23 protein-coding genes are annotated in these 25,652 nt (G+C 46.9%); 10 read left to right on the plus strand and 13 right to left on the minus strand.

What is annotated here, in order from left to right:
• Positions 1–323 precede the first annotated feature (323 nt).
• From IEV98_RS18455 to IEV98_RS18470, 4 genes are read left to right on the plus strand one after another with little or no spacing between them, the layout of a single operon-like run.
• A complete protein-coding gene (locus tag IEV98_RS18455) occupies positions 324–1,328 on the plus strand; it encodes a PstS family phosphate ABC transporter substrate-binding protein (RefSeq protein WP_188507505.1) in 1,005 nt (334 codons plus the stop codon).
• Position 1,329: 1 nt separating this feature from the next.
• Positions 1,330–2,223: a phosphate ABC transporter permease subunit PstC gene (pstC, locus tag IEV98_RS18460; protein ID WP_188507506.1), complete on the plus strand. Its 894-nt coding sequence runs from the start codon at positions 1,330–1,332 to the stop codon at positions 2,221–2,223.
• On the plus strand, positions 2,223–3,074 hold the full coding sequence (locus IEV98_RS18465; RefSeq protein ID WP_229738838.1) for a PstA family ABC transporter permease: 852 nt from the start codon (positions 2,223–2,225) through the stop codon (positions 3,072–3,074). The genes pstC and IEV98_RS18465 overlap by 1 nt, the downstream gene beginning before the upstream one ends.
• A gap of 2 nt (positions 3,075–3,076) precedes the next feature.
• Positions 3,077–3,838 (plus strand): phosphate ABC transporter ATP-binding protein, encoded by a 762-nt coding sequence (locus tag IEV98_RS18470; RefSeq protein ID WP_188507507.1) that lies wholly within the window; start codon positions 3,077–3,079, stop codon positions 3,836–3,838.
• Between the two features lie 26 nt (positions 3,839–3,864).
• On the opposite strand, the gene IEV98_RS18475 is transcribed toward IEV98_RS18470, so the two are convergent.
• The 5 genes from IEV98_RS18475 to IEV98_RS18495 all read right to left on the minus strand — a co-directional run bounded on the left by IEV98_RS18475 (position 3,865) and on the right by IEV98_RS18495 (position 8,983).
• Positions 3,865–4,299, minus strand: coding sequence for a hypothetical protein (locus IEV98_RS18475; RefSeq protein WP_188507508.1), 435 nt, complete (start codon positions 4,297–4,299; stop codon positions 3,865–3,867).
• Between the two features lie 33 nt (positions 4,300–4,332).
• A complete protein-coding gene (locus tag IEV98_RS18480) occupies positions 4,333–5,475 on the minus strand; it encodes a clostripain-related cysteine peptidase (RefSeq protein ID WP_229738839.1) in 1,143 nt (380 codons plus the stop codon).
• A 233-nt stretch (positions 5,476–5,708) separates the two neighbouring features.
• Positions 5,709–6,614: a FimB/Mfa2 family fimbrial subunit gene (locus IEV98_RS18485; RefSeq protein ID WP_188507510.1), complete on the minus strand. Its 906-nt coding sequence runs from the start codon at positions 6,612–6,614 to the stop codon at positions 5,709–5,711.
• A gap of 94 nt (positions 6,615–6,708) precedes the next feature.
• A complete protein-coding gene (locus tag IEV98_RS18490; RefSeq protein WP_188507511.1) occupies positions 6,709–8,322 on the minus strand; it encodes an Mfa1 family fimbria major subunit in 1,614 nt (537 codons plus the stop codon).
• Positions 8,323–8,383: 61 nt separating this feature from the next.
• Complete coding sequence (locus IEV98_RS18495; protein WP_188507512.1) at positions 8,384–8,983, minus strand: DUF3575 domain-containing protein; 600 nt, start codon at positions 8,981–8,983, stop codon at positions 8,384–8,386.
• A gap of 819 nt (positions 8,984–9,802) precedes the next feature.
• Here IEV98_RS18495 and IEV98_RS18500 point away from each other — a divergent pair.
• The gene (locus IEV98_RS18500; protein WP_188507513.1) at positions 9,803–9,988 is read left to right on the plus strand and encodes a hypothetical protein; all 186 of its coding nucleotides are present in this window, start codon (positions 9,803–9,805) and stop codon (positions 9,986–9,988) included.
• A gap of 13 nt (positions 9,989–10,001) precedes the next feature.
• Here IEV98_RS18500 and recQ read toward each other — a convergent pair whose 3' ends face one another.
• A complete protein-coding gene (gene recQ / locus IEV98_RS18505) occupies positions 10,002–12,194 on the minus strand; it encodes a DNA helicase RecQ (RefSeq protein ID WP_188507514.1) in 2,193 nt (730 codons plus the stop codon).
• Between the two features lie 408 nt (positions 12,195–12,602).
• On the opposite strand from recQ, the gene IEV98_RS18510 reads away from it, so the two are divergent.
• From IEV98_RS18510 to IEV98_RS18525, 4 genes are all read left to right on the plus strand, one after another.
• The gene (locus IEV98_RS18510) at positions 12,603–13,685 is read left to right on the plus strand and encodes a mannose-1-phosphate guanylyltransferase (RefSeq protein WP_188507515.1); all 1,083 of its coding nucleotides are present in this window, start codon (positions 12,603–12,605) and stop codon (positions 13,683–13,685) included.
• 108 nt (positions 13,686–13,793) lie between these two features.
• Complete coding sequence (locus IEV98_RS18515; RefSeq protein WP_188507516.1) at positions 13,794–14,555, plus strand: enoyl-CoA hydratase/isomerase family protein; 762 nt, start codon at positions 13,794–13,796, stop codon at positions 14,553–14,555.
• Positions 14,556–14,564: 9 nt separating this feature from the next.
• A complete protein-coding gene (locus IEV98_RS18520) occupies positions 14,565–16,469 on the plus strand; it encodes an OmpA family protein (protein ID WP_188507517.1) in 1,905 nt (634 codons plus the stop codon).
• A 33-nt stretch (positions 16,470–16,502) separates the two neighbouring features.
• Entirely contained in the window at positions 16,503–17,381 is an 879-nt protein-coding gene (locus IEV98_RS18525; RefSeq protein ID WP_188507518.1) for an SMP-30/gluconolactonase/LRE family protein, read from the plus strand.
• Positions 17,382–17,386: 5 nt separating this feature from the next.
• On the opposite strand, the gene IEV98_RS18530 is transcribed toward IEV98_RS18525, so the two are convergent.
• The 6 genes from IEV98_RS18530 to IEV98_RS18555 form a co-directional block, all read right to left on the minus strand.
• Entirely contained in the window at positions 17,387–17,950 is a 564-nt protein-coding gene (locus tag IEV98_RS18530; RefSeq protein WP_188507519.1) for a type 1 glutamine amidotransferase domain-containing protein, read from the minus strand.
• A gap of 101 nt (positions 17,951–18,051) precedes the next feature.
• Complete coding sequence (gene pdeM / locus IEV98_RS18535; protein ID WP_229738840.1) at positions 18,052–18,681, minus strand: ligase-associated DNA damage response endonuclease PdeM; 630 nt, start codon at positions 18,679–18,681, stop codon at positions 18,052–18,054.
• Between the two features lie 25 nt (positions 18,682–18,706).
• Positions 18,707–21,124 (minus strand): ligase-associated DNA damage response DEXH box helicase, encoded by a 2,418-nt coding sequence (locus tag IEV98_RS18540; protein ID WP_188507521.1) that lies wholly within the window; start codon positions 21,122–21,124, stop codon positions 18,707–18,709.
• A 12-nt stretch (positions 21,125–21,136) separates the two neighbouring features.
• Complete coding sequence (locus IEV98_RS18545; protein ID WP_188507522.1) at positions 21,137–21,922, minus strand: HEAT repeat domain-containing protein; 786 nt, start codon at positions 21,920–21,922, stop codon at positions 21,137–21,139.
• A gap of 44 nt (positions 21,923–21,966) precedes the next feature.
• Positions 21,967–23,571 (minus strand): ATP-dependent DNA ligase, encoded by a 1,605-nt coding sequence (locus IEV98_RS18550; protein ID WP_188507523.1) that lies wholly within the window; start codon positions 23,569–23,571, stop codon positions 21,967–21,969.
• A complete protein-coding gene (locus IEV98_RS18555) occupies positions 23,568–24,560 on the minus strand; it encodes a ligase-associated DNA damage response exonuclease (RefSeq protein WP_188507524.1) in 993 nt (330 codons plus the stop codon). The genes IEV98_RS18550 and IEV98_RS18555 overlap by 4 nt, the downstream gene beginning before the upstream one ends.
• 62 nt (positions 24,561–24,622) lie before the next feature.
• On the opposite strand from IEV98_RS18555, the gene IEV98_RS18560 reads away from it, so the two are divergent.
• Positions 24,623–25,063 (plus strand): acyl-CoA thioesterase, encoded by a 441-nt coding sequence (locus IEV98_RS18560; RefSeq protein WP_188507525.1) that lies wholly within the window; start codon positions 24,623–24,625, stop codon positions 25,061–25,063.
• A gap of 96 nt (positions 25,064–25,159) precedes the next feature.
• On the opposite strand, the gene IEV98_RS18565 is transcribed toward IEV98_RS18560, so the two are convergent.
• On the minus strand, positions 25,160–25,597 hold the full coding sequence (locus IEV98_RS18565; RefSeq protein WP_188507526.1) for an Hsp20/alpha crystallin family protein: 438 nt from the start codon (positions 25,595–25,597) through the stop codon (positions 25,160–25,162).
• Between the last annotated feature and the right edge of the window lie 55 nt (positions 25,598–25,652).

Genomic DNA, 25,652 nt, shown 5'->3' on the forward strand with positions numbered 1-25,652 from the left:
GGAGGCGATTATGTGTTTTCCAATATGACGTATCAGATACGCTGTATAACGACCACCACTTACTTAGCTATCCGGCAACAAATATAGATAACTGAGTTACTTTCTTCATGGTGCAAATATACCTAAAGTATATAGAAATAGTAGTTTTAAAATAAAATTTCACAAATATTGATTACAAATTGCTTGTTTACAGTGAATTAATAAATTAAAAAACGACTTATTTTCAAGCGAAGATTTGAAAAATCAGGAGATAACTTTCCAAAGTACATAAAGTCTACCTGTTTTATATATATATTTGCACCTCCAAATGTTAATCAGGGAACATGGCGATTACCTCCGTTGAGCGCTTTTATAAACACTGGTCTATCAGCAAACCGTGTATTGCATTAGCACTCTTTTGTGTATTCCAATGGGGTTGTGTACCGAAAAACTCATCGAGCTGGGATGAGGAAAAGGGATTGCAGGGAATGATAAGCCTATCAGGCGCATTTGCACTTTATCCCCTCGTGGTATTGTGGAGTGAGGAATTTAAGGCCATCCACCCCGATGTCCGTTTCAATATTTCAGCAGGCGGGGCCGGAAAAGGCATTGCGGATGCCCTAAACGGGATGGTTGATATCGGGTTAGTTTCCAGGGATATCCATCAACAGGAATATGACCAGGGAGCATATGTCATCCACGTGGCAAAAGACGCAGTAGTCGGGACGATGAGCAGCCAAAACCCCAACTTAAGTGCTATCCAGCAACGCGGTATCAAACAGGAAGAATTCAAACGGATTTTTATAGATGGCGATATTTCCAAGTGGAATCAGATTGAATCTTCCTTTTCGTCAGACGACCTGTATGTGTATGTTCGTTCCGATGCGGCGGGTGCTGCTGAAACATGGGCAGCGTACCTTGGGAAATCTCAAGAGGATCTCAAAGGGGTAGGGATTTTTGGGGACCCGGGCATTGTGCAGGCCATACAGAAAAATCCATTTGCCGTCGGATTCAGTAATATCAACTACGTCTATGACCTCAAGACGAGGCAGCAAAATCCCGGGATCCGCGTAGTTCCCATCGATTTGAATAATGATGGAGTCATCGGCCCGGAAGAAAATTTCTACAATAGTATAGACAGCCTTACCCAAGCAGTGGCACAGGGGCGCTTTCCCTCTCCCCCATCACGGAGTCTGTCCTTTCTTTTAAAGGGTAAACCGCGGGATGTGGTCGTGACTGAGTTCATTAAATTCGTGCTGACACAAGAATCGCAATCCATCCTACTGGAAAACGGATACATCCCGCTCCATGAAGAGTGGCTTATAACAGAACGGGCTAAACTTAATTGATTTGAATATCAGGATAATAAAAGACAAGATTATTGCCAATGCGATGCTCATCCTTTCGGTCGCATCGGTTTCCTTTGTGTTTTTGATCGGAATTGGGCTGTATTGGCGGGCAGCTCCTTTATTTGAGGGACATACGTTGTTTTCCTTGTTTAGCACGAGTGAATGGGCTCCTTCCAAAGGCAAGTTTGGATTCTATCCCTTTATCATGGGTACGTTATGGGTCACCTTGATCGCCATTGCGGTGGCGCTTCCGCTGTGCTTGTTGATGGCCATTTACCTCACTGAATATGCCAAGCCGGGTATCCGCAAGGTCATATTACCCCTGGTAAATATTCTTGCAGGCATCCCTCCCGTCATCTACGGGGTCTGGGGTATTTTTTTTGTGGTCCCGATTGTACGCGAATACTTGGCCCCGCAATTCATCGAATACTCCAGCGGATATACCGTATTGACTGGCGGTGTGGTGTTGGCTGTGATGACATTCCCCATCTTGGTGAGTATCGTTTCGGAAGTATTGCGCACCATTCCCAAGGAGTTGAAAGACGCGTCCCTTTCTTTGGGGGCAACGAAATGGGAAACCATCAAAAAAGTCGTACTCAAACGGGCATTCCCCGGTATCATGGCAGCTGCTGTTTTGGCGGTGTCAAGGGCATTCGGCGAAACCATCGCAGTGCTGATGGTGTGCGGCAATGTGCCGGTGGCTCCCACTTCTGTTTTCGATGCGGGGTACCCTTTGCCGGCACTGATTGCCAATAATTTCGGTGAGATGATGTCAATTCCCCTATATGATTCCGCTCTGATGTTTGCCGCCTTACTGTTATTTTTTATCATTTTCCTGTTTAATTTAGTTTCACGTATTATCCTCAATCGTATAGAATATAAATTCATTTCCTAGTGGGTATTAAAAAGCGAAAGACAGAGGAAGCAATTTTCAAAACACTGATGGTGTTGGCTTGCATATTGGTCAGTTCCAGCTTGTTTCTCATTATAGGCACTATTGTTGCAAAGGGGCTGCCATACCTCAACTGGGATATGGTATCCAAGGTACCGCAAGGGGGATTTTATCTGGGTAAAGAAGGTGGTGTACTCAATGCCATTATCGGTTCACTATATCTTGCAGGGGGAGCTACGGTGTTGGGATTACTGATCAGCATTCCCATCTCGGTGTACCTCAATATCTACTTGAAGAAGGGTAGTCTTTTGAGTAAGTCGGCCAAGTTGGCATATGATGTATTGTTCGGTATTCCCTCGATCGTCTACGGTGCATTTGCGTTCAGTATCATGGTGTGGCTGGGGGTCCGGGCTTCCTTGTTAGGTGGAATAATAGCGGTCACACTGCTGATTATTCCCATATTGGTGCGTACGTTGGATGAAGTGATTGCCACGGTACCTAAAGAACTGAAGCACGCCGCCCTGTCGTTGGGGGCCACACGGTGGGAAGCAGCTAAAGTTGTTCTCAAACAAATCAGACCGGGTATCTATACGGCCATTCTGTTGGCGTTCGGAAGGGGGATCGGCGATGTAGCTGCCGTGCTATTCACCGCAGGGTTTAGCGATAACATCCCTAAATACATCGATGAACCTGCCGCTACCCTCCCGTTGGCCATATTTTTCCAGTTAGGGAGTCCGATCCCCGAGGTTCAAGGCCGGGCTTACGCATCTGCCCTCATCCTTACCATCATTATTTTGGTTATCGTATTTTTATCACATGTCCTGGCAACCAAACAGAATAAGCACAAAATATAGACATGACGCAACACCCACTTATCAGTGTCAAGGACCTGAATGTACATATCGATGGGCACCACATCCTCAAAAACATCAATATCAGTATTCCCGACAAAAGCGTAACATCAATCATCGGGCCATCAGGGTGCGGGAAAACGACTCTCTTGAAAACATTCAATCGGTTGTTGGATGACACGGCAAATGTAACGGTATCAGGCAGTGTATTGGTGGGCGATGAGGATATCTATGCACCACATGCCGAGGTTACCCATATTCGCAAAAAGATGGGCTTGCTCTCTCAACGCCCCTATCCGCTCCCCATGTCGATATATGACAACGTCGCATATGGACCACGGATACATGGCATACGGAAAAAAAGCGAATTGGATGTCATCGTTGAGAAGCAGTTGAAAGACACCAGTCTCTGGAACGAAGTCAAGGACCGTCTGCACACACCGGCAGCAAAACTTTCCATTGGTCAGCAGCAGCGGCTCTGCCTGGCGAGGGGGCTGGCGGTAAAGCCTGAAATCATCCTTGGCGACGAATCGACATCAGCACTAGATCCAATATCTACCCATAAAATAGAAGATTTATTTGTAAGGCTTAAAGAACAGTACACGATTGTATTGGTTACCCATATCCTTCGCCAGGCGCGCCGTATTTCAGATTACATTATCTTCGTGTATATGGGTGAAATCATTGAGTTTGGTCCGACCGAAGAGGTGCTTCTTTACCCTAAGGAAGAGCTTACCAAGCAATATGTGAAAGGATTTATTAGTTAGGATTTCTTCAAATTTGTATAACACGTTCAATGGGTTTCTTGGAATGTCAGGCAAAGTTTTTCAGCGATTGCTTCTACGGTTGAGCACTTCGTCAAAATTATGTCGAAATCCGAAAGTTGGGGATTGGTTTGCAGTCGATATAAATTCTCCCGATCCATGAATAATGCGATTTTGGCATCGGGATACCTATCGCGCGTCCGTTTTATGTAGAACTTCTCCGGATCTAGCAAAAAACAATCTTCTAATATTACGAGGTCGTAGCCGCTTCCGGTTCGATCGAGCAATTGTTCCAACCCGGAACTATCGACTGCATCAGCAACCGATTCGGGTAAGTAATGCCTGACTGTTTCCAAGAATGCAATCTGTTCGACGATAAAGTCATCAGCGATCAGAACCCGTAGCCCCCTTCGGGTCGCCGATATTGTTTCGAGGTACCGATTGATCGTTTCTGAATGCTTCATTCCATTGATTATTTATGAGGTAAAATAAACTGGTTATTGTTGATTGTTTTGTAAAAAAATAGACCAAGCTAGCTCGTCATACCTTTCATCAAGTTTCGGAAACCGCTCCTGCCGAATGTACGTCGTGATTCCGCTATGGCGGTTGATTTCAAATCCAAGCCGGCTGGGGATAAAAAATGGTGTGGCTGCTTTATACACTACGACATCATTCAGTAAATCGTTCAGACGGCTTTCAGCCGCTGGTTCAACCATTCTTCGGCAATAGTCGCCGAAGTCAAAAAACAGGCGGTGGTTGCTATAGCGATCGAAATGCTGAACGTCGGGTAGGTCTATCGGCGATCGTGCCGCGATACCATATTGGCGTATCCAAGTTGCCAGCGGTTGAAGGCCGGCGGTTTTAGTAACGGTGATTGTTGCCGATCGATAATCACCAATTTGGTCGTTCCAGAAATCAAAATATGCCTGGGCAAAGGCAACAACGTCCGCCCGCGGTTCAAATAGCCGTTGAAGTGCGTTGGGATAAACCGGCGCAAATCCCGGCGAAACGACCTCGGCAGAAGAGGATAAAATATAATCCGTTTTATCTTTCAATTCGTAAAGCACCTCTATACCCGCCATGAAACAAGCTTCAAAAGCAATGAAGTCAAAGAAGTGATCAGGAATCGCCGCAGCAAACTCCCTAAGACCAAGTTCGCTGGTACCATCCATGGCTATGGTATACGTTCGGATGGGAGATCTTCCCATCCGCAGCAAGGCAGTTTCCGGTTGGGTAAGCGTGCCTTGGGGTAGCCAGCCTGATGCATGAGAAAAAAGAATAAGGCCATATGACTTAGCGGGGAATAATTGCTGTATATCGTCCAGCAGCAACTGGATGTCCCCTGCTACTACCTCGTTTTGCTCCGGATAACCCTTTATTATACGGATTTGGTTTTCCCCGGTCTTGTCCGCATATATTTCCAGCAGTTGGGGCACGTTATTCGGGATATCTTTATAAATGACAAGCCTGTTGTCACCTCCGGGAAAACCGAGGCGCAAGGCCTCGATTTTCTCGTCGGCTTCCACATGTAGATTATTATCGGCCCCTAGGTAATACAGGATGGTACGGTTAGGCAGCTCCGGTCTAACTTTATCATCTTTATCGCAACTCACTATCAACGAGAGCAGTATAGTTATCAAAACTAGTTTAGATGCCGTAATATATTTGTTCGTAAGTTGATATTCCATGGCAATTTACGGGTTTTCACTGATTGCAATATTCAGCCGACGTGGGTAGCGGCATATGATTGGCTGTAACTCCATCCAGATTAGCTGACCATCGTTTCTCAATTTGGAACATCATGGGCATAGCCGCCAGAAATACGGATTGCTATCCAGAAAGATATACTTATCACAGTATAACGTCACATCCCCTATATCAATATGTACCCATCGTCGTAAACTTTCCAGTTGTTAATATATATAATCAGCCTTCCGCTTGTGGTGTAGTTTATATCGATATTAAAATCACTCGTACAATCTGGGTTAAGGCCCGGTACCTTTTCCAGTAATGCATAAAAATATTCATCAACCAATAGCCTACCTGTTCTTGGATCGATGAGCTGGAATCGCGTATAATCCCCGTCGTCTTTCAGCGGCCAATTGATAAACGTCTTACCTATATATATACCTTCTTCTTCACGAATAGGTACAATGACCGGTGGGTTACCAGCCAAATAGACCTGTTCTCCCTCAAATGTGTATTGTGCCGCATTTCCAGCAATTATGATTTGATACTGATCTGTAGCTAATCCATCTACAGAAATATTCAGAGTTTTCGTCCGTTGGATTAGCACCAATGCGATCTCCTGACTTGGATCATCGGGAGCTACGGTAAGTGTATCGTTACCCAGATATAGTTTCTGTTCAGCGGAAGTCAAAGCGCCATTTCGCTGTTCAAAATATGCCGATACTGATGCGTCTTGGAGTCGCTTGACGCCCGGCACAAACGGTGCACCCCTCAGTTGTTCGTCGACATACCCTGCCATGGCTACGAATTGATAATGAGCAGGAACTAGTGATAATTCCAGTTGATCATTTGCTCGATCAGACACCGTATCAACTTGTTCTATAAACAGACCTTTTTGATCAAAAAGGAAGACCGTTAGTCTATTTACATCGTTTGGCATGATGCTATCTTCAGCACACACAGCAGAAGGAACAAATACAAAATTGATACGCACCGGCTGTGGCAGACAGATTTCAAGGTTCTCTTTGATACATCCTAAGAAAACCGACACCAATAAGCAACTAACAATGCTTAAACAGGTAATCTTCATGAATCTTATCGCTTTGCAAAATATCCTTTAAACAGAGGCCCCGAATAGGCTGGGACCTCTGAAATTAATGTTCTAACTTATTTGGCGGCAATGACTAATACACTTCATAATCTTGATCGTCGCTAAGCCAATCATCCAGCGTTATGCCAGCACTAAGCCCTGTAAACAAATCCAGTGGATCGATTTGGGCCGTTGGAAGTACCGGAGTATTCGGAAGAGGGTTAGGAAACCAAGCGCCCGGCCAAGTAGGTGTACCTCTACCAATATTAGTTAAGTGGTTTTCATAACTTCCTGGTAACGAATTCGGTCTAGTGGTGCCAATATAGTTTACACCCGTAATTGTGGCTAAATACACAGTATTACGTAAGATGTTATAGTTGCCAGTACCTGTACCGGGATCTCCGTCACTTCTGAGGTTTGGATTGAGGTAAATCCGATAATAGCAATAGCTGTCTTCATAAAAGAAGATATAATGATCGGACTCCCCAACAACCGCTGCATCATCGTAAACCGGACTTGTACTGGCGGTAATCGCCGATCCAACCTGATCTACAAAATAAGCTCCGGTTACAAAATCTCTTGCGTTGTTGATGTCGCTAAAGTAACGTACACCAAGTGCGTCGTCACCTGTAGGATCGCCGGTGAATACGGCATAAAAACCGCCTGGAATCTCTGTGCTGTTATCCCCAGTTCCGTCGTCAGGCAATGTCCCCGTATCAGCATCGGCACCCAGACGATGCGGTATGAATTTTGCCCGTATGCTGACATAGGTTACATCTTGGTGTCGGTACTCTTCCGATGTATTTTCTGTAGCATACCGCATATTTGTGGCTGCTCCATCCCCCGCATCCGCAAGAAGGCCATTTATCGGAATATAGTCTGAAGGCCTCACAAACTGCAACTTTTGTATGGCTGGATGAAGGGTACTTGACGTAGATACATTCACGATAGTAGACGCTAAAAAATTAGGATCTGCTCCACCGACGAGAGGGGAAACAAACATTTGGTTATTGCGTTGGCCAATGGCGAACTCCAAGTCGGAAACGGTTCCACCATTAACGTCCCAGGAAGCGCCATCAGCGCCATCGGCCATCACGACCACTTTAGCTACTAGCCTACTTACACTTACCGGGATAGCGGCACCGTCAGCCGTTACGTCGTGCTCGACAATTGCCGTATTAAAAAAAGCAACCTCTGCTGATCCCGTTGTTTCTATTTCCTCTGTTAGTAAGTCGATCAAGTCAGTTTGCTCATAAATTTCGTTGATGTAATACCCGGTCTTTAATCGATCCACAATAAAATCAGGTAAATTGACGCCCACGTAAACCAATTTAGGGCCCTCCCGCACATCAAAATCGGCTGTTAAAAACTGATCTCCTGTACCGTTATAATTAAAGAAACCTGCCGCAGGTTCAGCTGTGCCTAGTGGAGCGGTAGGAGCGAAACGGTAGTAAGTTAACGCATAGCTGCCTCCATCATCATAGATGAACACATCGATCGTGTTAGCAACGATTTCATCGTCGGTGGCTAATGGGTCAGTGTCGCCAGGAGCATACGTACGAACACTCTTCGGCACTGAAATGGCAAGCTTCGCTTTAACCAGTTCTCCCTCAGGATCAATGACGTCCGGATCATCTCCCCCAGGCTTGTTACATCCGCCCAGCGCTAATCCAATCAGCGCAAAGACTACATACTGTTTGATTTTCATAAGTAAAGAATTTTAAGTGCTTAAGAAATTGATTATTTGATTTAGTAAAAAATATGATGAATTAGTACAGTGCATACGCAGCACTCAAATAGACAATTGATAGGGACGACTTGCCAGGACCTAAGTACCTACGCGTGTCCGAGCCTTTAAAAGCACCGCACGTTCGGCAATCATAGCTATCATACCAGAGGTACGAAAAAACGAGTGTGGTGCCTATCTCGCCGCGCCACCTGCCTCCCAAACCGAACTGGTTGGCATACGTAAGGCCCCCACCTGCCCCGTGACCCTCATAACGGGTATACTTCGGATCAGGGAACATGCCAAACGGGATGTTGATACCCCCCGCATTGTAATATAGGTAGTGAAGCTGCAGACCAACGAAAGATTGCACGTTGATAAAAGAGCCACGGAAGGTCTCGCCGAACCAAACTCGGAACTCCGGTTGAATAGCCAAGTGCTTAATTTTTTTATTGTCCTCAAACGTCCAAGGATTATAACTAACTGGTAGGAGAATGCTAAATCGGTTCTCGAAAAATTGTTCTATCCCTATATTTAGTGTAGTAGTGGCCAATTCCGTGATATTCGTGCGGATAGTCAACATAGGGTCTACCCATCGGCTTCCGCCAATCTGCCGCAGCGAAGTCGAATAGTTTGTGGCCAATGCAGGTGACGACCTTGTGTAAGACCAAGCGGATGTTCGACTATAATCAGACGGCATTTGAGCAGAAGGACAATAGTAACATACCATGCATAGTGTTGTTGCTATCCAATATGGCATATGAAAACGGTTACGTTGATATTTCATTGTTATAGCGCAACATCAATTTGATGGTTCTGACAGTCAGATTGCGATAATGAATTTGGCATAAATCAATATGAATGAAATGAACGAGGAAAACGTGAATGGCAATAGATAATATTTACCATTTTTACTAATTGATTATTTAACTCCGATTAGAAATGAAAATCATGGGTTTAAAAGTTGAAAGGAACTAGGTGAATGTGTTACTTCGCTAGCAAACAAATGGCAATAATTTTTCCTTAAGATTAAGATATTCCCTGTTGATTTTCACAATATTTTAATTAATATACATTAAATAACGATATTGACGTTTTTGGCATTATTTGTGGTTACGGTGAGCATAAATCACCCATAAGTTGTTATGGCTTTTTCATAAATAATTGTTAAAAGGTAGAATAAACGGAGCTAATATATAGAATATATTCTAAAACAGTCAAGCTTATTTAGAGATTTTTCTATTTCTGGTTGTGCATGTCGAGTCCATTGAAGCGAATTAAAGATTATATAGATTTTAAGCGCATTAAAATCAGCGTTTTCGAAAAATCCGTAGGTTTTTCCAACGGGCTATTTGGAGGCCAATTAAAAAAAAATAAGACAATAGGTATTGACAAATTAGAAAATATACTAACTGTTTACCCTGATCTCAATGCCAATTGGGTACTTACTGGTAAAGAGAGTATGCTAAGAGATGACGTCCGTGAAGAAGCAACGGTCAAGTACCAATCCACTGAGCATGAATTGGCGAACGATTTGAAAAGAAATCATGAAGAAGTCATAGCGTCACTAAACGACGTAATAGCGGTCCAGCAAAAGACCATTTCACTATTGGAACAGCTGGCCACAGGGAAGGAACGTAACCACTAGCTACGCAGCCTCACTAGTTTCCCAATTCAGACATGAATTTGATACGCATCAATTGGATTTCCTCGTAGGTATAATCATCTGAACCCAAATCGCTTAAAGCTTGATCAACGGAATCAATCTCTGCGCTCCGGAAGTAATCGAACACTTCATCCTGTCGATCCTCATCGATAATCTCATCTACAAAATATCCAAGATTTAATTTGGTTCCCGAATTGACGATGGATTCCACCTCTTTCAACAAATCCTCGTAACTGATGCCTTTCGCATTGGCGATATCTTCCAGACCTATTTTGCGGTCGATATTTTGGATGATAGATACCTTCAAAGCCGATTTGTTAGCAGTACCTTTGATTACCAAGTCCTGCGGACGATCAATTTCGTTTTCTTCGACATAGTGTTTAATAAGCTCTACAAATTGTCCCCCGAATTTCATTGCCTTCCCCCCCCCTACACCGTGGATCTGCTTCAGTTCATCTATAGTAATCGGATAATGCGTACACATTTCATCCAATGAAGGATCCTGGAAAACTACAAATGGCGGCAATCCCTTTTGCTTGGCGATTTTCTTTCGCAACTCCTTTAGCATTTTGAGTAGCTGGGTATCAACAGCTCCCCCGCTCGCTTGCGAAGTTTCATCTGTACTGTTTTCGGTAGCGGCCTCCATGGGCTTATTGAGTATGTACCTAATGCCGTAAGGATTATCAATAAACCGTCTACCTGATTCCGTCAACATCAACAACCCATAATGATCGATATCTTTGGCCAAGAAATTATTCAATACCGCTTGCCTAATCAACGACTTCCAATAGATAACGCCGTGCTCCTTCCCACTCCCAAACATTGAATGTGCATCATGCTTGTAAGAAGATATAGGCTGGTTATTTTGTCCAATGAAAACATTTATGATATGATGATCGTCAAATTTCTCGCCCTGTTCCCGAATGAATTTTAGCACATCCAATAACGAATTTTCCGCATCGAACTGTGTTTGCTGCGAACTGCAATTGTCGCACATGCTGTTGCAGCCGGTTTCATCAAAATTTTCACCAAAGTAATGCAGTATCTGTTTTCGGCGGCATACCGAAGACTCCGAATAATCGATGACCTCTTTCAAGATCTGCGTACCAATCTCCCGTTCGGAGACTGGCTTATCTTTCATGAATTTGGTCAGTTTTTCAATGTCCTTTTCAGAATAGAATGCCAAGCAATGCCCCTCCCCACCGTCACGTCCGGCGCGTCCGGTTTCCTGATAATAGCCCTCCATACTCTTGGGAATATCATGATGGATAACGTACCGCACATCCGGCTTATCTATGCCCATCCCAAAGGCAATCGTGGCTACAATCACCTCGACATCTTCCATCAAGAATCTATCTTGTGTATCTGCACGTGTTTTAGCATCCAGCCCTGCATGGTAAGGTAGGGCCCGGATTCCATTGATATTCAATACTTCGGCAATCTCCTCGACCTTCTTGCGGCTCAAGCAGTAAATAATGCCCGATTTCCCGGTATTACTTTTAATAAAGCGGACGATCTCCTTGACAACGTTCCGCTTAGGTCGTACTTCGTAATAGAGGTTTGGTCTGTTGAATGACGATTTAAAAAGGGTCGCGTCATTCATTTGCAGGTTTTTACGGATATCGGACTGCACCTTGGGGGTCGCTGTGGCCGTAAGGGCGATAACTGGAATATCATTGCCAATGGAGTTGATGACAGACCGAATCTTGCGGTATTCCGGTCGGAAGTCATGCCCCCATTCGGAGATACAATGCGCTTCGTCCACCGCCACGAATGAAACCGTAATCAATTTCAGGAACTCTACGTTCTCAGTCTTAGCCAATGATTCGGGCGCTACATATAGTAGTTTTGTTTTGCCCGCCACCACATCCTGCTTTACGCGGGTAATCTCACTTTTGTTCAGTGACGAATTTAGGAAATGGGCAATACTGTCATCTCCGCCGAAGGACCGGAGCTGATCCACCTGATTCTTCATCAAAGCGATAAGCGGGGAAATAACAATAGCTGTGCCTTCACTCATCAGCGCCGGCAATTGGTAGCATATAGACTTCCCGCCACCAGTGGGCATAATCACAAACGTATCCTTTTTTTGTAAGATGTTGGTGATTATAGCCTCCTGATCGCCTTTAAATGTATCAAAACCAAAAAAATCCTGTAAATTGTCAAATAATCTTTTCCCTATTTCCATTGCGCCTTTCGCAAAATTTAGATAGACTGATAACCAAATAATGCCCAAAATAACATATTTTTGCGCATATCACTATCTAAAATTAAAAAATATATTTGTGAAAAGCAATTCCAAAATCAAAAACATGATAATAAGCGTTTGGGGCTTAGAGACAACCATTTTAATCGCACGAACGAGACAGATTGATAGTGATTTCATTGCTGTCATAAGCTCAACTATTGAATTCGCGCACCGGTTTGGACGTCGGTTAGCAAGCGGGGATCCCGTGTAGCAGCTTTTTAAATGATCGCGGTTTGAATGGCTTTGCCATGATCGATATTAAATGACTATATTATGCACGGATATAGGAAATTAAGCCAGGAACTGAAAACTAATGCAATAAGCTGACAGCTAAAAAAGAAAAAACGAATGAAGAACTACTATGCCGTCATTATGGCGGGAGGCATCGGAAGCCGGTTTTGGCCGGTAAGCCGTACAAGACTGCCAAAGCAGTTTATCGATATGATGGGTACTGGAAAAACCCTTATCCAAGCGACTTACGACCGCTTTAAAAAAATCATTCCCCAAGAGAATATCTTTGTAGCAACTAATGAAGCCTATGCTCATTTGGTTCATGAACAGCTACCGCAACTTTCCCAAGAGCAACTGATATTGGAGCCGATCATGCGCAATACCGCACCATGTATTGCCTATGCTAGTCATAAAATACAACAGCGCAATCCGAACGCAATCATGGTGATCGCGCCAGCCGACCACTTGATCATGGAGGCTGATGTATTTATCGATGATGTGATGAAGGGGCTTAAATGTGCGGAAAATAACGATTGGCTTATTACTTTGGGTATAAAGCCCGCCCGCCCGGACACAGGTTACGGTTATATCCAGTATGGCAAAAGCGCAACGGTACCTGGCTTCAAGAAGGTAAAGACTTTCACTGAAAAACCAACCCTTGAATTAGCCAAAACATTCCTGCAAAGCGGGGACTTCCTGTGGAATGCTGGTATATTCATCTGGTCTGCAAAATCCATTATCCAAGCATTCCAGAAGTATCAAACGGAGATGAACGAGGTATTTAAAGAAGGTACAGAAATTTATAACTCCGACCGAGAGGCTAAGTTCATTTCCGGCGCATTCGTGCGCTGTGTTAATATTTCCATTGATTTTGCGGTTATGGAAAAGGCCGATAATGTGTATGTTTTGCCGGCAGACTTCGGCTGGTCGGATTTGGGTACATGGGCTTCCATTTACGATTTGGCAGACAAAGACTATTTGGGTAACGTATCCTCGTCTTCGGAAAACGTTATTGCTTATGATTCATCTAATTGCATGATCCATGCGCCTGATAATAAGCTCATCATCATAAAAGGGTTACACAATTTTATCGTTGTCCAATCCGATGACACACTGATGATCTGCCCGAAAGATCAGGAGCAGGGTGTCAAGCAGATTGTGGCCGACGTCAAAGAGAAATTTGGAAACCAGTATATCTGATGGTGGAACGCAGCTAACGTGGATTTAGCACATAAATACGGACGTTGGGTTAATAGGAAATCGTGATAACCTGTTAATGCCGTATCATCCGGGTTCAATTCTTTGCTAATGGAGTTAGGATTTGTAAAGACCGATATAAACGCCGATGGGTTGGCCGTGATTACTTTTGGGCATCCTGCCCATAATTCTCTGCCGTCGGAATTGCTCAATCAGCTGAGCAAACACATCCATTCCGCGGGTAATGACTCCCATACTCGACTCATCGTATTACAAAGCGCCGGCGAAAAAACATTCTGCGCGGGTGCGAGTTTTGATGAATTGCTCGCGATAACTGACGAAGAAATGGGCAGCGTTTTCTTTTCCGGATTTGCGGATGTCATCAACGCTATACGTATTTCACCGAAACTTGTCATCGGCAGAGCGCAAGGAAAAGCTGTGGGCGGTGGCGTAGGGCTTATGGCAGCTTGCGATTATTGTTTCGCTACGGAACACGTCGCCGTTAAACTCAGCGAAGTAAGCATTCATATCGGTCCGTTTGTCATTGCTCCTGCCCTCGAACGAAAGATAGGCATTTCGGCATTCACGCAGCTTTCGCTAAACCCTACCCGCTTTTTCGATGCACATTGGGCGTTGCAACAGGGTCTCATCCATTCTGTGCAACCCACTATCGCAGAAATGGACCTTGCTATCCAGGAATTTTGTGACCCTTTATTAACTAAAAACGCGGAAGCGCTTGCGGCACTTAAGCAAACGCTCTGGCGGGGCACCGAGCATTGGTCCGAGCTGCTGTACAAACAGGCTGCTATCAGCGGCCGATTGGCCCTCAGTCCGGAAGCAAAACGATTGCTCGGGGAACTTAGACGGAAATGAACGCATCTCATGCAACGGTCCTTATATATCCTATTGTTCGTCACGTTGCTATTTTGCTATTCGGGGCATGCCCAGATGCGATCGGATAACAGGCGGGCGCAAGCAGCTTTCGAAAAGGCCGGAAACCAATTGAGAAATTATCAGTATGACCTGGCCATCGCTTCTCTGGAATCTGCGATCGCTTTAGATACCGGATTTGCAGCCGCCTACCAACAACTTGGTGATATTTACCGCAGGCAGCAAAATTATGGAAAAGCTACATCGCAATACGCACAAGTTGTTCAACTGGATCCGACATTGACGACGCTCACCTGGTTTGGCTTGGGAGAAAGCCTCCTGTATACAGGCCGCTACCAAGAAGCGTTACCTGTATTACGACGATACCTTTCCACACCCGGACTGGATGCAGCGGGTAAACAGCTTACCACGAAATACATAGCCGATTGCGAATTCAGCCTCGCGGCGCTCAAGCAGCCCCAGCCATTCCATCCACATAACCCCGGACCCACCATCAACAGCCCCTATGACGAATATTTTCCGCGCCTCACGGCGGATTACCGGAACATTATTTTCACCCGCAAAGAAAACAACCAGGAGAATTTCTACGAAAGCACACAAGATAGCAGCGGGGTATGGCAGACCGCACTGCTTCTGCAGGGCGATATCAACTCCGAACTATACAATGAAGGGGCCCACTGCATATCGCCCGACGGAAAGTACCTGTTTTTCACCGGATGCAACCGTCCTGAGGGCTTGGGGAGTTGTGACATCTACGTATCCCGCCGGGAGGGCGGCCGTTGGGGGGCTCCCTATAACCTCGGCGCCCCGATCAATAGCAGCGGCTGGGAAGCGCAACCCGCACTGGCTGCAGATGGACGTACCCTCTATTTCGTAAGCAACCGGCGCGGCGGACAGGGCGGTTACGACATCTGGAAATCGGAACTTCAAGGCAGCGGCCAATGGGGAGCACCAGTAAACCTGGGGCCTGCTGTCAACACGAGCTATGATGAGAGTTCACCCTATATCCACGCCGACAACCGTACCCTCTATTTTGCGTCAAATGGATGGCCGGGTTTTGGCGATAAAGACATTTTCAGAAGCCAGCTGGATAGTGCGGATAAGTGGGGGGAGCCAACCAACCTTGGGTATCCCATCAATGATCACCATGAGCAAAGTGCGCTCACAGTGAGCATGAATGGCAAGCAGGCTTTTTTCTCGACACGCAGGGACGACGCAGTAGGTGGGCTGGATATCTATTCGTTTGACCTGCCGCAGACCATACGTCCCCATCCCGTAGCGTACCTAAAGGGAATCATCGTAGATGCGGAAAGTGAGTTGCCGGTTCAGGCAAACGTAATCGTAACCGACATGCTCGCTAATGAGGCTGTATACAACGAGCAGGCCGATTACGAAGACGGCACCTTCCTGGCTCCGCTACCCTTTGGCAAAACGTATGCACTGCATATCAAACAGCCGGGCTACCTGTTTTTCTCCGAGAACTATCCGCTTGATGACCGGACCAAAATCAACGACGCCTATGAAATCCGCATTGCCCTGTCCCGCATCAAAGTAGGTAGCACCGGCACACTCAACAACGTTTTCTTTGACATCGATCGTTATGAACTGCTTCCGAAGTCCAAGATCGACCTCGATAACCTCGTCGAATTCCTAAATCTGAATAAAACGGTACGGGTAGAAATCGGCGGACATACAGACAATACGGGCAGGGAGGCGCATAACCAAATCTTGTCGGAAAACCGGGCGAAAGCGGTGCACGATTACCTGCTTCATGCGGGCATTGCTGCCGCTCGCTTAACCTACAAAGGATATGGCCCGTCTCAGCCCCTTGCTACCAATGAGACGGATGAAGGCAGACAACTTAACCGTCGTACGGATTTTAAGATTATAAAGTAAAAATAGTGTCGAAATCAATTTATTCAAATAACAATGAGAAACAACGTCCTCACGGCTTTATTAGCTGTTTTCGCCAGCTTCGCAGGCAATGCCCAGGTGGTTTCGCCAGATGCCAAACTGCAACTTATTGCCGACAATTTTAAGTTTACAGAAGGACCCGCCGCAGATGCAGCAGGAAACGTGTTCTTCACCGACCAACCCAACAACCGGATATGGAAATACGACACAGACGGCAAGCTATCGATCTTCATGGAGCCAGCGGGCCGAGCGAACGGCTTGTATTTCGATCGGGAAGGCTATTTAATCGCCTGTGCGGATCAGCGTTACGAATTATGGCGCATCGGGATGGATAAACACGTTCAAAAATTAGCGATCAATTATAAAGACTCCCTCTTCAATGGACCCAACGATGTGTGGGTATCTCCATCGTCGGGAGCAATCTATTTCACCGATCCGTACTATCAACGGGATTATTGGACGCGCACCTCGCCCGATATGCACGACCGGGCTTTGTATGTATATCGCGATGGCCGGATAACCCGCTTGGATAGTCAGTTCAAGCAACCGAATGGCATCATCGGCACCCCCGATGGAAAGTTCCTCTATGTCGCAGACATCGGCGACAGCAAGATCTATCGGTACGCGATACAAGCCAACGGCACATTGGCGGACAAACAGCTGTTTGTCGCTCAGGGGTCTGACGGGATGACCATCGATGACCAAGGCAATATCTACCTCACCGGCAAGGGCATTGACATATATAACTCCTCCGGCAAGAAGATCGAGCACATTGATGTCCCGGCAAAATGGACTGCGAATGTCTGTTTTGGCGGCGTAAATCGTGATCTGCTCTTTATTACCGCCAGTGAAAAAGCATTTACGTTAAAGATGGCGGTAAAAGGAGTTCGATAGTTCCTTTATACGTGTTGTCCTGCATGTTTACCTTCGGCAAATTCTTCGAGGACTTTCTCGTTGAAATCGGGCAGATCATCGGGTGTGCGGCTGGTTACCAAACCTTGGTCAACAACCACCGCACTGTCTTCCCACAATGCACCTGCGTTGATCAGGTCCTTGCTGATATTTTTGACCGACGTCATCTTCCGACCCTCCACCACTTCGGCATTGATGAGTATCTGTGGCCCGTGGCATATTGCGGCCACGGGTTTTCCCGCTTCGAAAAAGGCCTTTACAAAGCCCAGCGCCTGTTCATTCACACGGAGTTTATCCGGATTATACACACCGCCGGGTAACAGCAACGCATCGTAGTCATCTGGGTTTGCCCGATCCAATGGAACATCCACATCGAAATCAAGGCTCCATTCGCTTCCCTTTTTAGCACGTACCACCTCTTTTTTGGGCGATACAATATCGGTTTTTCCGCCAGCCATCTGGATGGCATCCCGCGGACTTGTCAATTCAACCTCTTCAAATCCGTCCGCTGTCAAAATTGCTACTTTCCGATCTCTTAATTCGTCAGCCATAATTAATCCTCCTTTTTAAGCTACTTTATCTTGAATAGTTTACAGGATAACAATGAAAATTGTTTTCGAAAAAACGGATAAACCCGACAGCCAAACTGGTATCAAAGAACCCATTCCAGTACCTTGTCGCCTGCGGTTGGATAAATACGTGCACCGGGCGACGGCTGTACCATATGCAGTCCTGTCAGCATCCCAAATGCGGGTAGCAGCAAGGTTTGCCTCCGAAAGTAAAAACAGGGCAAACGGTACGCCTGTCTTCCTTTTGCCGGGATAAGACAACCTGGATGTACGTGCCCGGCGATGTTAAGTCGTCCGACAAATTCGCCTCCTTCGGGGTGATGGGTGCAATGGATATGGGATGCAATGGAATAGGAAGGCACGACATCAACCGCCGCCTTTTCCAATAAATCGTCCGGCAGGATATCGTGGTTGCCGCGCGTAAGGATAAATCGAATAGCGGGATTGGTTGCTCTGAACCGCTCAAACACCAGCCATTCGCTATTCAGGTCGCTATGGAACAGGTCGCCCAGGAAAACCACGGTTTCGACACGATAGTTATCCAATAACGATTGCAAGCGCATCGTATCTTTATCGACCGGCAGTACCGGCATATAAATCCCCGCTTTACGGAAATGCGCTCCTTTTCCCAAATGCCAGTCGGCCACCACCAATGTATGATAATCGGGAAGCAACAACGCTCTTTCAGGCAGTAAGGTGAGTCGCGTATTCATCAGTTGGATTGCTTTCTCCATCCTGCTACGCCTCCAATTGGGTTTTTAGCTTTTCCAACCGTGTCTGCCAATCTTCATTGCTGTACCGCTCGCGGAAAGACTCCGCAAACACCGGAAACGCAAACGGCGTGAGCTGCGCCGGCCGCTGCACCACGATGCGGTGTGTGCTGATCCGCTCAAATGCTTTGTGCGTACGCGAAGCCTCCAACTGAAAATCGTACACTTCGTCGTAAGCCTGCCGGAGCAACAAATTGCCAGAATCATACTCTTCGAATACCGAAAAGAAAAGCCCCGAGTTGGCCTGGAGGTGTTTCGTTTTCATGGGCTTGCCCGGATAACCCTGGAACACCAATCCGGCTATCCCGGCGATATCCCGGAACTTGCGCCGTGCCATCTCCCGGATATTAATGCCACTGCGGATATCATCGAATAGCTTTTCCGTAGAAAACAAACCGGTTTGCAACGCCTCATCCAATGGCAGCGGATCGTCGCAGAGCAGCTCAAATCCATATTCATTGCTTGCAATGCTGAACGTGGCTTTCCGTATACTGCTCAACCGGTACGCCACCACTGCGGCCATACCTTCATGTACCAGCTTCCCTTCAAAGGGATAGACAAACAGGTGATAACCATGTCGGGTGTGGATGTATTCCACCAGCAATTCGTCTTCTTCTGGTAATTCCGACACCCGACGCTGTTCGGCGAAAAGCGGCTGGAGGTATCGCAGTTCCGTAGGAAGGTGACGGCTTTTCCGGTGAATTTCTGTAAACGTATGTCGGAGTGCTGCTCCAAAATTATCCGATATCGGGAACCTGCCCCCCATCCACGATGGGACGGCGCCTTTTTTACCAGCAGCGGGCCGGACAATGGCTTGGATGTCCTTTACTCGTACCAGCTCAAGCAATCTTCCCGAAAACCAGAACGTATCACCGGGTTGAAGCCGGGAAATAAACCATTCTTCTATGGTACCCAAGTATTTACCACTCAAGAATTTCACGCGCATCATCGTATCAGACACAATGGTGCCGATACTCAATCGATGGCGCATCGCCACGCGTTTACTGGTAACTTTGTATAAGCCGTTCTCTACTACGACTTTGTGGAACTCTTCATAGGTATCCAGCGTACGGCCACCCTGCGTCACCATCAACAGGCACTCGTCAAATTCATCGCGGCTAATGGATGAAAAGCAATGGGTGCGTATGATCTCGTTGTAAAGCTCATCCGCACGGAAACCATCGGATACCGCCAGCGTAACCATATATTGCAACAGTACGTCAAACGACCGAACATAAGGCAGTCGTTGTTCCAGCAATTGATGCTGCACCGCATATCGGATAGCCGCTCCCTCCATGATCTCCAACGAATGGGTAGGAAGGAAATAGATCTTGCTCGTTTCGCCCGGCCGGTGACCGCTTCTTCCGGCGCGTTGTACAAATCGGGCTACTCCTTTGGGCGAACCGATCTGTACCACACAATCTACCGGTCGGAAGTCCACACCCAGATCAAGGCTACTTGTGCATACCACCGCTTTGAGTATTCCCCGGTGCAGCGCGTCTTCCACCCACAGGCGTAATTCGTCGCTCAGCGATCCATGATGGATGGCCAGTGCACCGGCAAGCTGCGGCGCTGCATCCAGCAGCCGGTGGTACCAAATCTCCGCCTGCGAACGCGTGTTGGTAAACAACAAGGTTGACTGATGAGCATCAATAATGGGCAACACCTTGTCGATCATGGTCGTGCCCAAATGACCGGCCCACGGAAAGCGTTCCAGTACGTCGGGCAACAAGGTTTCCATGTGGATGTCTTTTTTTAGGCTGGCACGTACCAACGTACCCTTTCCCCTGCCGCCCAACAAGATTTCCATGGCTTCCTCGAGGTTGCCGATCGTGGCTGAGATTCCCCATACCTGAAGATTTGGACAGATGGTGCGAAGCCTGCTAAGGGCGAGTTCTACCAGCACACCCCGTTTGCTGCCCATCAATTCATGCCATTCGTCGATCACCACAAACTCCAATCCGCTGAAATAGTCGCCGTAGCCCTTGGATGCCATCAATAGATGAACACTTTCGGGAGTGGTAATAAGTGCCTGTGGTGCCGAAGTTTTCTGCCGTTGCCGTTCGGCAGCACCCGTATCGCCGGTTCGTAGTCCAATTCGGTAATCGAGTTCCAAATCATCGCTTACAGTACGGGTTGCTTGGAGTATTTCTGCGGAAAGCGCCCGCAAGGGTGTGATCCACAAGCAGTGAACACCCCTTTTCCGCTGCTCATTCCGGTAATAACGCTGGAGCACGCCGAACCACACGGCGAAGGTCTTTCCATATCCAGTGGGTGCGTTCAATAACCCCGACCGGCCATTGGCAATAGCCGACCACGTATCCTGCTGGAAACGGTGGGGCTGCCACTGTTGATTGAAAAACCAAGTTTCGGCGAATGTGTTCAATGGTGTTTTTCCCTATGCTAGCGGTTCGCGCTGAATCTCCTGCCAGTAATGCTTGTCTATGTAAGCGATTGCCTGTTCCTGATTAAGAACTGAAAAGTCCTTATACCGATGGTGAACATCGATAATTTCATCCAATGCTTGCCGTACTATTGCTTGGTTATCCCAGGTTTTCAGGTGTTCAACCACCATACCAAGGCAGTTCTTCTTATAAGCAATTTGTCCCAACACATGAACCAACGTACGCTTGACCCGCGCGGTTTTGTCAAACTGGAGTTCTTTGAGCAGCGGTAAAATATCCTGCGGATGTGTCCGCCCCCGTAGTTCGATGCCGTGGCAAATTTCCCTGCGAACCTCTTGGTCTGGATGATGCAGATATTTTCTTGCCCATTGTAAAACCGGCTCCGGATTTTTTTCGCCCATTTTCTTAACCGAACCGATGACTGCATTTCTAACAGCATGATGTTCATCGAACAATGCGTGATCAAAAAAATGTTCGACATTCCCGAATTCCTTCATGCCAATCTCACCGGCCGCATTAATCACCGTCTGTCTGACTTTTTCGTTATTGAATGTCAAAAGTTCATCTAGCAATGTTAAAATCTTGGGTTGCATATCCGGGCTTCCGGCGGCTATTTTTCCGATGGCTTGATAAGCTATCTTTCGTATGTACGTATCGTCATCTGAAAAATAAGCGATGATACGGTCACTCGTTGTCTGATGAATATCGGCACGTATGGCCACATTGATTTCATCCACAAGTTGAAGCCGCTGCGCTTTATTGAGGTCGTAAAATCCCATCGTTCGTCTTTTTAATCAAATTGAGGGTTTACAAATGTACAATTTCATCCATTGACCGCCGCGATTAACTCAAGCAAATCCGTCTGGGTATTTGCACTTTCGGGTGATTTGTCCCGGCGCCAGCGCAGGATACGGGGGAAACGGAGCGCCACCCCGGATTTGTGTCGGCTACTTTTTTGAATGCCTTCAAATGCGATCTCAAAAACATGATGCGGCTTGACGCTACGTACCGGACCGAAGCGCTCCGTTGTATTTCGTTTGATCCACGCATCCAATTCCGTGATCTCTTTGTCGGTGAGGCCCGAATACGCCTTGGCAAATGGCACCAGGGTTCCCGTCTCGTCCCATACCGCAAAGGTATAGTCAGTATACAGGTTTGCCCGACGCCCGTGGCCGCTTTGCGCATAGATCAACACGCCGTCGGCTGTCAATGGATCGGTTTTCCATTTCCACCAGTTTCCCCGCCTGCGGCCACTGCCATAGGAGCTGTCCCTGCGTTTGAGCATCACCCCTTCGCAATGGAAATCCCGCGCGTGCTGGCGGAAAACTGCTACTTCCGGCCAATTGTTGAACGGCATGATTTCCGACAGCAGCAAGACATCTGGGGCGGCCGTCGGCGACGAAAGCAATGTCTCAAGTAGGTTTCGTCGGTAACTCATCGGCATGTCGCGGATATCTTCCCCATTCCATTCGAGCAGATCATAACAAACCATCACCAAGGGTGCCTCCCTGAGCGATTTCTGCGATAGGTTCTTCCGGCCGATGCGCGTCTGCATGACCTGAAATGGTAATGGCTGTCCGTCCTGCCAAGGAATGATTTCACCATCGATGACGGTTCCATCGGGCAAAGATTCAGCCAGTTGTGTGAACTCCGGAAACTTATCCGTCAGCAAATCTTCCCCCCTGCTCCACACAAATAACTGGCCGTTGCGCACGATGATCTGCCCCCGTATACCATCCAGTTTTTTTTCAATGTACCAATCCTCGATATCGCCAAGGGATTCGGGAGGAGTGTCCAATTGATAAGCCAGGTAAAACGGATAAGGCTGGAAATCACGGGTACCGGATGCAGGTTCCGAAAATAATGACATCATCGTCTCCGCCGCCGGGATCCATTTGCCCATTAACCGGTGTGCTACTGCCGCTTCATCCATGTTGAGGTGGATCGAAAGTGCTTTGATAACCAATTGCCGAGATACGCCTATCCGGAAATTCCCGGTAATCAGTTTGGTAAAAATAAATCGCTCGTCCTTTCCCAGATGCCGCCAGTAATCTGTAATGATATCCTTCTTCCGTGCGTCTGATTGTTCCGATAGCTTAGAAAGCTCATCAATCACATCTGGCAGTCGGTAGTCATTCGGTGAAATTGAATCAAACGGAAGGACCAATGCGATAGCCTCGGCCAAATCACCCACGATGTGATACGATTCTTCGAATAGCCAATCGGGTATTTTCGCGATCTCTGTAGCCCACTTTTTGAGATCCGAAGTCTTGACCGGCCGTCTGGGGCGATTACCGATTAACAGGGCTATTGCATACAGTTTACTCCGATCGTCACTATCTGCGAGGAAGCGAACGATCGCAGCAACCTTTTCATTGGTTTTCGTCGTCTGGTCGATGGCCGTAAACAGATCAGTGAACCGCTTCATAGGTCTTCCTCCCCCGTTTCGCCGCCCTGCAAGTGTACCTCTTTTGCCTGTAGCCCTCTTTCTTCACAAAGCCAACGGGCGAAAGGCTCTTCGTAACCATGCGTTACGTACACCATTTCAGCTGCGGTAGCAGTGATGGCGTCGTTCAGCTGTCTCCAATCGCAGTGATCGGACAGTACGAAGCCGCGGTCGACCCCTCGGCGCCGGCGGGCACCGCGAAGCTGCATCCAGCCACTACATAACGCGATACGATAAGGTAACAATTTCTTGAGCCACGGCGAACCGTACGCGGAAGGGGGCGCTACGATGATGGCGTCTTTGATTGCTTTCCGGTCTGTCTCGGAAGTGATACGTGCTCCGGCAAATTGGAAGCCGATTTCGCCCAACGAAGCATTTACATTGGCTACTGCACCGTGAAGGAATACCGGGCCAATGGTTGTATCCAAGTGCGCAAGAATGGCCTGCGATTTACCTAATGCATAGCCAAGGAGTACGCTGTTCAAGCCCTCGGCAGCGTTACGCGCACACCATTGATTAATTGCAGGGAAAACCATAGCAGGATCGGGAAATTGATAAACGGGCAAACCGAATGTCGATTCTGTGACGAAATGGTGGCAGCGGACCGGTTCAAAGGGTTCACTGAGTCCGTCATAAGCAAGCTTGTAGTCCCCGGAAACGACCCATACCTCGCCCTTATGTTCCAGCTTTACCTGAGCGGAACCGATAATGTGTCCCGCAGGATGTAAACTGATGCGCACACCGTTTACCGTGAGTACTTCGCCGTATGCTAATTCTTGGATGGCAATATCCATCCCCAACCGCAAACGCAAAATGGGAGCCGTATGCCGATGGCAAAGGTAACGTCTCATACCCCATCGGGCATGGTCGCTATGACCGTGGGTCACAATGGCCTTTTCAACAGGTTGCCAAGGGTCGATATACATATCCGCCTGTGGGCAGTATATCCCCCGTTCCGTAAATCTAAGCATCGTCCTCCCTAAACAAAAAAACGCCCATCTTGGTTTCCGTATTTTATTATTATGTTTGAATCATGGAACATGTTTTTTACGAAGGGCAGATCATTTGGGCGCAGATAGACGCCAATCGGCATCTTCGTCATTCTGCTTATGCTGATCTATGTGCACAGGCAAGAAGCAATATGCTTAAAGAAATGGGGCTTTCACTCGACAAAATAGCGGAGATGAACATCGGACCGGTACTGTTCCGCGAAGAGTTGATCTACCTTCGGGAAATCCACCTCAACGAATTGGTAAAAGTGACCGTTGTCATGACCCGATATAACGTTTTAAATTCGCGTTTCTCTTTTCGTCATGAAGTATATCGTGCAGACGGCGTAAAATGTGCCGTGGTAACGGTGGACGGTGCATGGATGGATATTGAAAAACGCAAGTTAACTGTATTGCCCGCGGAATGGCAGTCTATTGTTTCTCATTTACCGAAAAGCGAAGACTTTGAGGAAATATCGGTATAATCACAGACCAAGATAACCAATAACCGGCTTCATTAATTGAAAAAGCCCGCCGAATTGGATTCGCGGGCTCTTTTTAATCGATTTTACCTGTGGGGGTTATTTTACCTCAATTAAACGTGAAGCTACCTTCGCTTCTTCTTTTTTGGTGATGTCTACTTTCAATACGCCGTCTTTGTAGTTTGCGTCGATTTTACCGTGGTCAATACTATCGGGCAACGTGAAAGAACGGGTGAACGACGTATAGCTGTATTCACGTTTACTGTACTTTTTGCTTTCGTCGGAACTTTCGACCTTCTTCTCTGCCGAAATAGTTAATACATCGCCGTCAACATTAATTTTGAAATCACCCTTTTCCAATCCCGGCGCAGCCAGCTCAATGTGATAAGCATCACTCGTTTCGGCCACATTCACCGCAGGAACACGTGAAGTAAAGCGGTCGGACAAGAACGAATCGTTAAAAACTGGATTAAAGAAATCGTTTACCCAGTTGTCCACTCCCCTGTTTTTGTTTCCAGAAAATTTTACCAATGTCATTTTTATTTCCTCCTATAATTTTATTCGTTGATAGGTGGTTTTCAATTTATATACC

This window comes from Parapedobacter pyrenivorans, assembly GCF_014636865.1.
GTDB lineage: Bacteria > Bacteroidota > Bacteroidia > Sphingobacteriales > Sphingobacteriaceae > Parapedobacter > Parapedobacter pyrenivorans.

What these genes read in the sequence shown, in the direction of transcription:
- IEV98_RS18455 (WP_188507505.1), top strand. Translation starts at nt 324, where the DNA reads ATGGCGATTACCTCCGTTGAGCGCTTTTATAAACACTGGTCTATCAGC.
- IEV98_RS18470 (WP_188507507.1), top strand. Translation starts at nt 3,077, where the DNA reads ATGACGCAACACCCACTTATCAGTGTCAAGGACCTGAATGTACATATC.
- IEV98_RS18475 (WP_188507508.1), bottom strand. Translation starts at nt 4,299, where the DNA reads ATGAAGCATTCAGAAACGATCAATCGGTACCTCGAAACAATATCGGCG.
- IEV98_RS18485 (WP_188507510.1), bottom strand. Translation starts at nt 6,614, where the DNA reads ATGAAGATTACCTGTTTAAGCATTGTTAGTTGCTTATTGGTGTCGGTT.
- IEV98_RS18490 (WP_188507511.1), bottom strand. Translation starts at nt 8,322, where the DNA reads ATGAAAATCAAACAGTATGTAGTCTTTGCGCTGATTGGATTAGCGCTG.
- IEV98_RS18500 (WP_188507513.1), top strand. Translation starts at nt 9,803, where the DNA reads ATGCTAAGAGATGACGTCCGTGAAGAAGCAACGGTCAAGTACCAATCC.
- recQ (WP_188507514.1), bottom strand. Translation starts at nt 12,194, where the DNA reads ATGGAAATAGGGAAAAGATTATTTGACAATTTACAGGATTTTTTTGGT.
- IEV98_RS18510 (WP_188507515.1), top strand. Translation starts at nt 12,603, where the DNA reads ATGAAGAACTACTATGCCGTCATTATGGCGGGAGGCATCGGAAGCCGG.
- IEV98_RS18515 (WP_188507516.1), top strand. Translation starts at nt 13,794, where the DNA reads ATGGAGTTAGGATTTGTAAAGACCGATATAAACGCCGATGGGTTGGCC.
- IEV98_RS18520 (WP_188507517.1), top strand. Translation starts at nt 14,565, where the DNA reads ATGCAACGGTCCTTATATATCCTATTGTTCGTCACGTTGCTATTTTGC.
- IEV98_RS18525 (WP_188507518.1), top strand. Translation starts at nt 16,503, where the DNA reads ATGAGAAACAACGTCCTCACGGCTTTATTAGCTGTTTTCGCCAGCTTC.
- IEV98_RS18530 (WP_188507519.1), bottom strand. Translation starts at nt 17,950, where the DNA reads ATGGCTGACGAATTAAGAGATCGGAAAGTAGCAATTTTGACAGCGGAC.
- pdeM (WP_229738840.1), bottom strand. Translation starts at nt 18,681, where the DNA reads ATGAATACGCGACTCACCTTACTGCCTGAAAGAGCGTTGTTGCTTCCC.
- IEV98_RS18545 (WP_188507522.1), bottom strand. Translation starts at nt 21,922, where the DNA reads ATGGGATTTTACGACCTCAATAAAGCGCAGCGGCTTCAACTTGTGGAT.
- IEV98_RS18550 (WP_188507523.1), bottom strand. Translation starts at nt 23,571, where the DNA reads ATGAAGCGGTTCACTGATCTGTTTACGGCCATCGACCAGACGACGAAA.
- IEV98_RS18555 (WP_188507524.1), bottom strand. Translation starts at nt 24,560, where the DNA reads ATGCTTAGATTTACGGAACGGGGGATATACTGCCCACAGGCGGATATG.
- IEV98_RS18560 (WP_188507525.1), top strand. Translation starts at nt 24,623, where the DNA reads ATGGAACATGTTTTTTACGAAGGGCAGATCATTTGGGCGCAGATAGAC.
- IEV98_RS18565 (WP_188507526.1), bottom strand. Translation starts at nt 25,597, where the DNA reads ATGACATTGGTAAAATTTTCTGGAAACAAAAACAGGGGAGTGGACAAC.